The organism is uncultured Sphingorhabdus sp. (assembly GCF_937872355.1).
Classification (GTDB): Bacteria; Pseudomonadota; Alphaproteobacteria; order Sphingomonadales; family Sphingomonadaceae; genus Sphingorhabdus_B.
In genome coordinates this window covers 1-11,804 of record NZ_CALMSV010000162.1, presented here as the reverse complement: position 1 = coordinate 11,804, position 11,804 = coordinate 1, and the positions used below count along the sequence as shown (strand labels likewise).

Genomic DNA, 11,804 nt, shown 5'->3' with positions numbered 1-11,804 from the left:
GTGATGCTGTCGCCGGTATGCACGCCCATCGGATCGATGTTCTCGATCGAGCAGATGATGATGGCATTGTCCTTCTTGTCGCGGACAACCTCCATCTCATATTCTTTCCAACCGAGCAGCGACTCCTCGATCAGCACCTCGGTCGTCGGGCTGGCATCAAGACCGCCGGTGACGATCTGGATGAATTCATCCCGATTATAGGCAATCCCGCCGCCGGTGCCGCCCATGGTGAAGCTGGGGCGGATGATCGAGGGCAGGCCGGTGCGTTCGAGCACCGTGAGCGCCTCTTCGAGCGTATGGGCGATGCCCGAGCGCGCGGATTCGAGGCCGATCTTGTCCATCGCATTGCGGAATTTGATGCGGTCTTCAGCCTTGTCGATCGCTTCGGCGGTCGCACCGATCATTTCGACATCAAATTTCGCCAGCGTGCCATTGGCCTCCAGCGCCAGCGCGGTGTTCAGCGCGGTCTGCCCGCCCATAGTGGGCAGAACGGCCATTTTCTCATGCGGATATTTGGCGCGCTCGGTTTCGATGATCTTTGCGACCACCTCCGGCGTGATCGGCTCGACATAGGTGGAGCCATTATCGCCGACCATTTCCGGATCGGTCATGATCGTCGCGGGGTTGGAGTTGACGAGGATGATGCGATAGCCCTCCTCCCGCAGCGCCTTGCACGCCTGCGTCCCCGAATAGTCAAATTCGCACGCCTGGCCGATAATGATCGGGCCAGCGCCGATGATGAGGATGGATTGGATGTCAGTGCGTTTGGGCATCTTAATTTCCGGAAAAGACGAGTTCGATAAGCATTTGATAAAGTGCGCGTGCAGTCTCCGCGATCGCTTGACCAGAGTACTTTTGCATCAGAAATACTAGTGCACTCAAAAGCGTATTATACATGATCAACGCACTGAACGTTTTTTCACGGATCAATTCACGGCCTGCTTTTAACTGCCCTAAAATACGCGATTTAAGCGAAACATCGCCCTCAATTGCCGACTCTGCTTCTATGAGATCGATGACTTCCGAAGCAGCATGCTCTAAGTTTCCTGCCTCATTGTGACTTAGTGTAACCACGCGATCGGAAGCTGGAACACTTATAACTTTCAAGACATCATCAAGACCGTCATCTCGTAGGTGCGACCATTCAGATTCAGGTGTATTTTGAATGTGTTCAAGAATGTCTTTAGCAAAGTCGTCGCCTGTTTCAGCGTACGTAACCAAAATAGGAAATTTTTTGATACATTCATTGCGAGTATCTTTGTAATGCTCGGCATCATCTTCCCAGTCTGGCGTAGACTCTATAAAGTAATACCTAAAATTATCATAGTCTACTTTCCAATATCCACCAGTAAGTGGACTATCGAAAAATTCTGCTCCAGCAAAACTCATAAGTACGCCTAAGGCGTCAGCAACATCTTTATCAGTGATATTATTTGACAAGGATATCGACAGGTTTCGTGCTAAGCCTTTAAAAGACCCAGCCATTGCTTCATTTTCTTTCTTTTTCGAAAGATGGAGCATCAAGACCGCAACATATTGCGCAAAAGTAGACACTAACTCATCATCCCCGCAAATTTCTCAAAGAGATAATGGCTGTCTTGCGGCCCCGGGCTCGCTTCGGGGTGGTATTGCACGCTGAAGGCGGGCTGATCGGTGAGTTCGAAGCCGCAATTGCTGCCGTCGAACAGGCTGGTGTGCGTTGCGCGGGCGTTGGCGGGCAGTGTGTCAGCATCGACCGCAAAGCCATGGTTCATACTGGTAATCTCTACCGCACCGTCCGAAAGCCGTTTCACCGGATGGTTCGCGCCGCGATGGCCCTGATGCATCTTCTCGGTCTTTGCCCCCACTGCAAGTGCGAGCATCTGGTGGCCCAGGCAAATGCCGAACAGCGGCTTCTTCGTTTCCAGCCACGCCTTGATCACCGGCACCGAATATTCCCCTGTCGCCGCCGGATCGCCAGGGCCGTTGGAGAGGAACAGGCCATCGGGCTGATGCGCCATGATCTCGTCAAAGCTCGCGGTCGCGGGCACGACGGTGACTTCACAACCAGTATCAACTAAGTTCCGCAAAATATTGCGTTTTATGCCATAATCAATGGCAACGACTTTTGGTCGCTTCGCGGAACATAGGTCAGGTTTGTCAGCATAGCCCTGCCCCAGCTTCCACAAGCCATCTTCCCAGCCATAGGTCTGCAAGGTGGTCACATCCTTGGCCAGATCCATCCCCTCCAGCCCCGGCCAGGCCTGTGCCTGAGCCAGCAAGGCGGGGATGTCGAACTTGCCATCGGCGCTATGCGCAATCACCGCATTGGGCGCGCCTTTCAGGCGGATCAGGCGGGTAAGCGCGCGAGTATCGACGCCCGAAAGGCCTATCCGGCCATTTGCCGACATCCAGTCGCGGAAATGCTGCGTCGCACGGAAATTGGAGGGGTTGGTGACATCCTGCCGCACGACGGCGCCCAGTGCATGCGGGTTGGTCGCCTCTATATCCTCGGGGTTGGTGCCAACATTGCCGATATGCGGAAATGTGAAGTTGATGATCTGCCCGGCATAGCTCGGGTCGGTCATCACTTCCTGATAGCCGGTCATCGCGGTATTGAAGCAGACTTCGCCTACCGCGCTACCTTCTGCGCCAAAGCCCCTGCCCCAGATCACCTCGCCGCTGGCTAAAACCAATACGCCTGTCGCTCCGGTGGGCGCGCGCGTAGTGGTAGGGTCAGCCATGGTGGCGGTCCTTTTTCAATAGAGTTTCTGGCGATGTCGCTAAGGCACCGCGCCTAGAGACGAGCCGCGACAAGGTCAATCTATTAAAATCGGAAAGTTGTGGCTAAGAGGGCTGCTTCCACTTTTTCAAAGAAATCGGAACATGATTCGAGAAGACATAAAGGCGGCCCAGATCGCCGCAATGAAGGCTGGCGAGAAAGACCGTTTGGCGGCTGTTCGCTTGATCTTGGCGAAGTTGAAAGACCGCGACATCGAACTGCGCACCCAATCTGCCCCGGCGGACGATGACGCAGTCGTGGTCGAAGTGCTGCAGAAAATGGTCAAACAGCGCCGCGAATCGATCGCGCTTTACGAACAGGGCGGCCGTCAGGAACTGGCCGATGTCGAAAAAGCTGAGCTAGCCGTTATCGAAACTTTCCTGCCCGCGCAGATGGATGAAGCCGAAACGACTGCTGCCATCGAAACCATAAAAGCCGAACTTGGTGCTAGCAGCGTCAAGGATATGGGCCGCGTGATGGCGACGCTGAAAGATCGCCACGGCCCGCAACTTGACATGAGCAAGGCAAGCGCGCTGGTGAAGGCTGCGCTTTCCTGACATAGGGGTTCGATGACCCTCACCCCGCAATGGCTTGATGAACTGCGCGCGCGGACGACGCTTTCCGCGCTGATTGGTCGCAGCATCAAGGTGACCAAAGCAGGGCGCGAGTATAAGGCCTGTTGCCCTTTCCATAATGAGAAGACGCCCAGCTTCACGATCAACGATGAGAAGGGCTTTTACCACTGCTTCGGCTGCGGCGCGCATGGTGATGCCATCCGCTGGATGACCGACCAGCGTGGGTTGAGCTTCATGGATGCGGTGAAGGAACTGGCCGATGCGGCAGGGATGCAGGTTCCTGCTGCCGATCCGAAAGCCGCAGCAAAAGCGGAACGCGCCAATACGCTCTATGACGTCATGGCGGCAGCTCAGGATTGGTTTGTCGCGCAATTCCAAGGGCTGGAGGGTTCGGAGGCGCGCGCCTATTGCGAACGGCGCGGGTTGAAGCCGGATACAATAAAGGCTTTCGGTATCGGCTTTGCGCCTGACAGTCGGGGCAAACTCAAAGAGGCGCTCAAGCATTTTGGCGATGACAAGCTGGTTGAGGCAGGCCTGTTGATCTCGGTTGAAGACAAGGAACCGTATGACCGCTTCCGTGGTCGACTGATGATCCCGATCCGCGATCCGCGCGGACGGGTGATTGCCTTTGGCGGGCGTATTTTGGGCGCGGGCGAACCCAAATATTTGAACTCCCCCGACACGCCTTTGTTCGACAAGGGCCGAACGCTCTACAATCTCGACAAGGCATCCGCTGCCTCACGATCCTCTGGCCGGGTCATTGTCGTCGAAGGCTATATGGATGCCATAGCACTGGCACAGGCGGGTTTCGGCGAGGCTGTTGCGCCATTGGGAACCGCGTTGACCGAGCAGCAAATCACGATGCTCTGGCGGATGGTGCCCAAACCTTTACTTTGTTTCGATGGCGACGCAGCTGGTCAGAAAGCGGCTTTCCGCGCTGCCCAGCGTGCTTTGGGCGGGCTGAGGCCGGGCCACAGCTTAGAATTTGTAACCCTGCCCGAAGGCCAAGACCCCGACGATCTGGTTCGCAGCGCCGGCCCTAGCGCCTTCGCCGAACTGCTGGAGGCATCCGAACCGCTGGTCGAACGTCTTTGGAAAACCGAATTGGCGGCAGAGCCTGTTGATACGCCCGAAGATCGTGCTGGATTCAAACAACGCCTCGGCGTCCATGTCGCCAACATCGCCGATGCGGAAATTCGCCGCCATTATGCCGATGCCTTTCGCGAGCGCTTCGACAACTTGTTTGCGCGTCGCGAGCAACCGTTTCGACCAACCCAGCAAAAGCGCGGGCCTTGGAAACCCAATACCCCTCCCCCAGCGTCGCACGAAGCCAAGACTATCGGCAATCAGGGAACCGACATATTGGTACGCGGCGTGCTCGCGGCATTATTGCGCGAACCACCGCAGATCATCCGGCACCAGGAGACACTGGCCGGTTTCGTGCCGCGCGACCCGGCACACGCCCGACTGCTCTCGGCAATGCTCGATTCGGCATTGTCGCATTCAGGCAAAGAAACACTTGATAGTGCGGCATTGCTTACCATATTAGGGGACGATCTGTATAATATGGCTCAAGCCTTGTTGCAGGGTGGCGGAACGGCCTTCGGGTTCAACCGGCGATCGGGCAGCGGGGAACTGGCTGGGGCGCAGGCCTTCAGACAGCTGGATGAAGCAATCCGGCTGATGAAGCAGCGGCCCGAGTTGGAAGCAGCACTGCGAAGGGCAACCGAATTGGCGAGCACTGACCTCAACGAAGCCAATTTCGCCGAGCAACAGAGGCTGCGACAGGAAAAACACGAATTTGACATGCGTCTGGCTGCGCTGTTGCAGCGCGAAGACGTTTTGTAAGAACAACGGGGAAACAGGAACTTGGCTACGCAACCCGAAATGGAAGAAGGCGAAGGCGGCGACGCCCCGCTGATCGATCTCAACGACGCGCAGGTTAAAAAGCTTCTCGCGAAGGCGAAACGTCGCGGCTATCTGACCATTGACGAACTCAACTCAGCCGTTCCGCAGGACCAGTTCACATCTGAGCAGATCGAGGACATCATGTCTGCGATCAACGATATGGGCGTGCAGATTGTCGAAAATGACGAAGCTGGCGAAGATGGTAAGGATCGCGATGATGATGATTCCGAAACCGTCGAACATATCGGTGAAAACGACCCTCGCTCGCTGACTTCTACAGTCAAGAAGACTGGCACCGGTGATCGCACCGATGACCCTGTGCGCATGTATCTGCGCGAAATGGGCGCAGTTGAACTGCTCAGCCGTGAAGGTGAAATCGCAATTGCGAAGCGTATCGAGGCCGGTCGTGACACGATGATCCTCGGCTTGTGCGAAAGCCCCATTACGTTCCATGCGATCATCGAATGGTCGAATGCGCTCAACAATGGCGAAATGCAGCTGCGCGAGATTCTTGATCTCGATGCGATGCTTTCAAAGGAGCCTGCGCCGGAAAGCTTGACCGAAGACGGTGAAGACGAGGACGACGGCGAGATCAGCGAAGCAACGGCTGGCCCTTCCTATAAGGAAGAGGAAGACATCGAGGAAGAGCAGAGCGCTGACGAGGACGAAGACGATATGACCGAGCGCCGCGCGCGTCCGGTTGAAGAGGAAGAAGAAGACAACACCCTCAGCCTCGCGCAAATGGAAGAAGCGCTGAAGCCCGCTGCGCTGGAACGCTTTGCGACCATCACGAGCCTGTTCAAGCAGTTCTCGAAGATTCAGAACGACCGTATGGTCGCCATGGCCTCTAGCGGCGAATTTCCCAAGGCTTCGGAAAACAAATATCAGAAACTGCGTGAAGACCTGACCGCAGAAGTCGAAAGCGTGCAGTTCCATGCGAACAAGATCGAATATCTGGTCGACCAGCTTTATTCGTTCAACCGCCGCCTGACCGCATTGGGCGGCCAGATGCTTCGCCTTGCCGAACGCCATAAAGTACCACGCAAGGATTTCCTTGATCGCTATATGGGCCACGAGCTTGACGAGGGTTGGCTTGAAAGCGTTTCGGCGCTCGACAAGAAATGGGCCAAGTTCGCGGAAAACGAAGTCGATGCCGTCGAACGTATCCGCGGCGAAATCTCCGATATCGCGGCAAATACGGGCATGAGCCTCAACGAGTTCCGCCGCATCGTGAACATGGTGCAAAAGGGCGAACGTGAAGCGCGCATCGCGAAGAAGGAAATGGTTGAAGCCAACCTTCGTCTCGTGATCTCGATCGCTAAAAAGTACACCAATCGTGGGCTGCAGTTCCTCGACCTTATCCAGGAAGGCAATATCGGCCTGATGAAGGCGGTTGATAAATTCGAATATCGCCGCGGATACAAGTTCAGCACCTATGCGACATGGTGGATCCGCCAGGCGATTACCCGCTCGATCGCCGATCAGGCGCGTACGATCCGCATCCCGGTGCATATGATCGAGACAATCAACAAGTTGGTCCGTTGCAGCCGACAGTTCCTCCACGAACAGGGCCGCGAACCGACTCCGGAAGAAATGGCCGAGCGCCTCTCGATGCCGCTCGAAAAAGTTCGCAAGGTGATGAAAATCGCCAAGGAACCGATCAGCCTCGAAACGCCGATTGGCGACGAGGAGGATTCGCATCTCGGCGATTTCATCGAGGATAAGAATGCGATCATTCCCGTTGATGCGGCGATTCAGGCAAATCTCAAGGAAACGGTCACCCGCGTCCTTGCTAGCCTTACCCCGCGCGAGGAACGCGTGCTTCGTATGCGCTTTGGTATCGGGATGAATACGGACCACACTTTGGAAGAGGTCGGCCAGCAGTTCTCGGTGACCCGCGAACGTATCCGTCAGATCGAAGCCAAAGCTTTGCGGAAGCTCAAGCATCCATCGCGTTCGCGTAAGATGCGCTCGTTCCTTGATCAGTAATCGCTTCATCGGGTCGTAAACTTCCCGTTTAGATTTTGCTGATATTTCCGACTTGTAGTGCTGTCTGAACCAGTCAGCGCAAGCCGGAGTGCGGAATGGGACTGACAGCCAGCAATCAACTGGATTTTGGACGGCAATTTGTCGACAGCGTTGCTGCGCAAGGCTGCGATCCGGTAGTTGCGCCCTTGATCGCTTTTCTAGAGAAAAGCGATATTGGAATTGAGCTGCGCTCGCAGGTCAAATTGTGTCGACCGGCGCTTAAAGCCGACATCGCTCACTTCATGAATGTTTGTTTCGGCCGTCATCCGGGCGTAATCGACTTTGCCGGACAGAAAATAGTCGAACAGGAAGCCCGCGAATGGCTTGTTCAAGCCATCGATGCATTTGCTCTGGAACGCGTGTTCCTGAATCGCCTTACAGTCGAGGCTGGTCCAATCCACCGTCAAATAGGTCAGGACCGCGTAAACGGCCTTATCGAGAATCAGGGCCGCAGCATGGAAATGTTGGCGACCTCGGATCGCAACGGTTGCCCGGCAGGTGCAGCAATGGCCTTTGCGCTGGACTGGCAACGCAGCCGTCCATTGCTTGATTATGTAGCGATGCGATTGGGTATTGAAGCCCCCGCCTGCCTGCTTCCAAATCGGGATGCAACTGCAGACCTTGCCAGCAAACTCGCACGAAGTGCGGCAGTTCAGCGCGCAATGACATTTGGTCGCGACCAGATGCTGGCACAGCAACGCGGCCTTTGGCAGGTAATTGCTGCACGCCACCACGCACTTCTCAGCGAATAAATCCCCAATCCGTCACAAAGCCTGTTGCATTGCGGCTTGTCGCTGCTTAACGGTTAATCGGATGATTAAACCGGGGAAGATACATGCGCTTTGACGGCACCCAAAATTATGTCGCAACCGACGACCTGAAAGTCGCAGTGAATGCAGCGGTGAAGCTACGGCGCCCGCTTCTCGTCAAAGGGGAACCCGGTACTGGCAAAACCGTGCTGGCACAGGAAATAGCCAAAGCCATGGATGCGCCGCTGATCGAGTGGAACATCAAATCGACCACCAAAGCACATCAGGGCCTTTATGAATATGATGCTGTAGCGCGCTTGCGTGACAGTCAGTTGGGCGATGAGCGCGTTCACGACATCCGCAACTACATCAAACGCGGCAAACTTTGGGAAGCCTTCACTTCGGAGAAGCTCCCGGTCCTGTTGATTGACGAGATTGACAAAGCTGACATCGAGTTCCCGAACGACTTGTTGCAGGAACTCGATCGCATGGAATTCTACGTTTATGAAACCCATGAAACCATCAAAGCAGTCGAGCGTCCGATAGTTATAATCACGTCGAATAACGAAAAGGAACTGCCTGACGCCTTCCTGCGTCGCTGCTTCTTCCACTATATCAAATTCCCCGACCGCGAGACGATGCAGGCTATTATCGATGTCCACTTCCCTGGAATTCAGAAAGTGCTGGTATCGAAGGCCATGGATATTTTCTATGATATCCGCGAAGTACCGGGATTGAAGAAGAAACCATCAACTAGCGAACTGCTCGACTGGCTCAAACTGCTTCTGCATGAAGACATGCCGCTAGACGTCTTGCAGAATCGCGATCCGACCAAGGCAATTCCGCCATTGCACGGCGCGTTGCTCAAGAACGAGCAGGACGTGATGCTATTCGAACGGCTTGCTTTCATGGCGCGTCGCCAGGGAAATTGATCCTAGAGGATATAGGCAATCTCTAGATCACCCCAGCGGCGTCCTTTGAAGCGCAGCGGGACGTAGACATTCCGTACAACTGCCGAATCGCGATTTCCGCCTTGCGATGACGCACCGGTGTGCCGATAGACTGCCATCATATAGTCTTGCTCGCTGGCTTTCGCGATCAGATCGATGCCCTCATCGTTGAACACCCGTCCGTTACGGCAATAGCGGGTGTCGTGGGACAAGTCGCCAGTTGGTGCCCGCGAAAATTCGCTTAGATGGGTCGGAAGGAAGCCGTTACGACTGGTACAAACTACAGTCAGGATTTCTGGGCGTAACGCCTTGGTTCGATCGTAAAACGGTCGCCAGTTCTTGTCTGCCCAAGCCGTCAACTTTGAAGTGAAGCGGGGCGGATTGCTGCCAGCTATGAGTACCAGATTTTCGTCAAACAGCTCGTCAATCGTCAAATCGCCAGCTTCGATTGCAGCTTCGGTCAATGCTACGACATCACGGTTTTTTTCGAGCGCGAGTTCGACGAAAACGCTGTCATCTTTTGACATGCCACTGTGAACAATCTTGTCGAACATGGTGTTTGCACGCAGTTCCAGTTCGGAAAGCTCCTTGTGCGCAACCTGTAACCGATCATGCATCTGATCGTTCGCCTGCGAGACCGCAACGCGGACATTGCGTGATTCGGCCAGTCCTTGATTGATGGCAGCAGTATTGACGGCGATTTCGCTGGTGCGATCATCCACTTGGCCGACAATGTGCGTCAAACCGCTCAGCAAGTCTTCCATATTTGCAAATTGGGCCTGCGCCTCACCACTGCCTTCTATGCCGGTCCCGATCTCTACAGCTAATTTCTCGGCTTCGGCCGCCAATGAATTGACGGTACCGGTGATTTCTACCGCCGCAGTTCGCGAATCTAGTGCGAGCTTTTTCACTTCTGCAGCGACGACGGCGAAAGTCTGCCCTGCTTCACCCGCCTTTTGAGCTTCAATCGCCGCGTTAAGTGCGAGCATATTGGTAGTCCGAGCGATGTTGTCGATCGCCTGCGATGCTCGCTTCACCTGCTCCATCGCAGCAGCAAATCCGGCGATATGATTCCCCAAGCGGTTTATCAGGCTGATCATGTCCGAAAAGCCCGCCATAGAATTTTCGATGGTCGTATGGCTCGCCTCCAGCTTTTCGCGGGCTGCATCGGAAAGCTCTTTGGCCTCTTCCGTAGCATGCGCTACGTTCTCGATTTCGTGCGTCAATTTGTCGGTTATCGTTTCGAGCAAACCGTGCTCGCGACGCAATTCCTCGGCAGCTTCTTTGGCCTGCTCAAGGGTTCCTGCGGTATCCGAACAATCGACCGCAACTTCACCGCAAATCTTCGCGGTATCATCAATCCATTTATTGGTCTGCAAAGCCAGGTTTTCCATTTTGTTGCGAGCCCTTTATCAGCTTGCAAACATGGTAAACCGGATTGCTTAGCGAGTGGTTAAAACGCGCAATGCCAATTCGGTTGACGAATGCAGTCGCTGAGGCCATGAATTTCTTAATTGGCTGATTAACCGGAAGCAGGCACATGTTCTTCAATTTCCTAGACGAGCTCCGCTCCGCCGGCATTCCGGCTTCTTTGAAGGAACATCTGGCGCTGCTTGAGGCGCTCGATGCTGACGTGATCGAACAAAGCCCCGAAGAGTTTTACTATCTGTCACGGGCGATACTGGTTAAAGACGAGGCCCAGCTCGACCGGTTCGATCAGGTCTTCAACAAGGTCTTCAAAGGCATTCTTTCGGAATATGGCACCAACTCCGCCGAAATACCCGAAGACTGGCTCAAGGCGGTTGCTGAAAAATTCCTCACTCCTGAAGAGATGGAAAAGATAAAATCTCTCGGCACGTGGGACGAGATCATGGAGACGTTGAAAAAGCGTCTCGAAGAGCAGCAAAAACGCCATGAAGGCGGGAACAAGTGGATCGGCACAGGCGGCACATCACCGTTTGGTAACAACGGCTATAACCCCGAAGGCGTTCGCATAGGCGGTGAATCCAAGCATAAACGTGCATTGAAAGTCTGGGAAAAGCGCGAATTTGCCAATTTGGATAACACCAAAGAGCTCGGCACCCGCAACATCAAGATTGCGATGCGCCGCCTGCGCAAATTTGCACGTGAAGGTGCGCAGGATGAGCTCGATATCGACGGCACCATCAATGGCACAGCGCGCCAAGGTTGGCTGGACATTCAAATGCGCGCCGAGCGTCGCAATGCCATCAAAGTTTTGCTGTTCCTCGATGTGGGCGGCTCGATGGATCCGTTCGTCAAGTTATGCGAAGAACTTTTCAGTGCGGCCACGGCGGAATTCAAAAACCTGGAATTCTACTATTTCCACAACTGCGTTTACGAAGGCGTGTGGAAGGATAATCGCCGCCGCTTTGCCGAGCGCACGCCTCTATGGGAAGTGCTGCATAAGTTCCCGCACGACTATAAGCTGATATTCGTCGGCGACGCGGCGATGAGCCCCTATGAAATCACGCACCCTGGCGGATCGGTTGAGCATTTCAACGAAGAGGCAGGCGCGGTTTGGCTGCAACGTATGGTGAACACCTATCCGGCAACAGTCTGGCTGAATCCGACGCCCGAAGCGCACTGGAACTATTCCCAGTCGACCAAGATCATCAAGGAACTGGTGAAGGACCGCATGTACCCCCTCACCCTTGAAGGGCTGGACGATGCTATGCGCGAACTGGTCCGCAAGAACAGCTGAGCTAAACTCAACCTTTCTGGTCTAGTTCCTTGTTCAGATGCAGGCTGGCCCTCCAGAAGAAGAAGGAGGGAATGAGCCCGAGTAGCGCTGCGCCGTAAAGCACCCAGCGTA

9 protein-coding genes and 1 pseudogene are annotated in these 11,804 nt (G+C 54.8%); 6 read left to right on the top strand and 4 right to left on the bottom strand.

Annotation, left to right across the window (positions count from 1 at the left end; genetic code table 11):
- The 3 genes and pseudogenes from Q0239_RS10430 to carA form a co-directional block, all read right to left on the bottom strand.
- Positions 1–773, bottom strand: a pseudogene (locus tag Q0239_RS10430) (carbamoyl phosphate synthase large subunit); the annotation flags it as partial.
- A 1-nt stretch (position 774) separates the two neighbouring features.
- Complete coding sequence (locus tag Q0239_RS10425) at positions 775–1,554, bottom strand: hypothetical protein (RefSeq protein WP_298602318.1); 780 nt, start codon at positions 1,552–1,554, stop codon at positions 775–777.
- The gene (gene carA / locus Q0239_RS10420) at positions 1,554–2,723 is read right to left on the bottom strand and encodes a glutamine-hydrolyzing carbamoyl-phosphate synthase small subunit (protein ID WP_298602315.1); all 1,170 of its coding nucleotides are present in this window, start codon (positions 2,721–2,723) and stop codon (positions 1,554–1,556) included. The genes Q0239_RS10425 and carA overlap by 1 nt, the downstream gene beginning before the upstream one ends.
- A 142-nt stretch (positions 2,724–2,865) precedes the next feature.
- On the opposite strand from carA, the gene Q0239_RS10415 reads away from it, so the two are divergent.
- The 5 genes from Q0239_RS10415 (at position 2,866) to Q0239_RS10395 (ending at position 8,953) form a co-directional block, all read left to right on the top strand.
- Positions 2,866–3,318, top strand: a complete 453-nt coding sequence (locus Q0239_RS10415; RefSeq protein WP_298602312.1) for a GatB/YqeY domain-containing protein — start codon at positions 2,866–2,868, stop codon at positions 3,316–3,318.
- A gap of 12 nt (positions 3,319–3,330) precedes the next feature.
- On the top strand, positions 3,331–5,184 hold the full coding sequence (gene dnaG, locus Q0239_RS10410; protein WP_298602309.1) for a DNA primase: 1,854 nt from the start codon (positions 3,331–3,333) through the stop codon (positions 5,182–5,184).
- 39 nt (positions 5,185–5,223) lie between these two features.
- A complete protein-coding gene (rpoD, locus tag Q0239_RS10405; RefSeq protein WP_298602321.1) occupies positions 5,224–7,233 on the top strand; it encodes an RNA polymerase sigma factor RpoD in 2,010 nt (669 codons plus the stop codon).
- A gap of 95 nt (positions 7,234–7,328) precedes the next feature.
- Positions 7,329–8,024 carry a hypothetical protein gene (locus Q0239_RS10400; RefSeq protein WP_298602307.1) on the top strand — a complete coding sequence of 232 codons (696 nt, stop codon included), beginning with the start codon at positions 7,329–7,331 and terminating at the stop codon, positions 8,022–8,024.
- Positions 8,025–8,107: 83 nt separating this feature from the next.
- Positions 8,108–8,953: a MoxR family ATPase gene (locus Q0239_RS10395; RefSeq protein ID WP_298602304.1), complete on the top strand. Its 846-nt coding sequence runs from the start codon at positions 8,108–8,110 to the stop codon at positions 8,951–8,953.
- A gap of 2 nt (positions 8,954–8,955) precedes the next feature.
- On the opposite strand, the gene Q0239_RS10390 is transcribed toward Q0239_RS10395, so the two are convergent.
- Positions 8,956–10,365, bottom strand: coding sequence for a methyl-accepting chemotaxis protein (locus Q0239_RS10390; RefSeq protein ID WP_298602301.1), 1,410 nt, complete (start codon positions 10,363–10,365; stop codon positions 8,956–8,958).
- A gap of 146 nt (positions 10,366–10,511) precedes the next feature.
- On the opposite strand from Q0239_RS10390, the gene Q0239_RS10385 reads away from it, so the two are divergent.
- Positions 10,512–11,693 (top strand): VWA domain-containing protein, encoded by a 1,182-nt coding sequence (locus tag Q0239_RS10385; RefSeq protein ID WP_298602299.1) that lies wholly within the window; start codon positions 10,512–10,514, stop codon positions 11,691–11,693.
- The last annotated feature ends 111 nt before the right edge of the window (positions 11,694–11,804 follow it).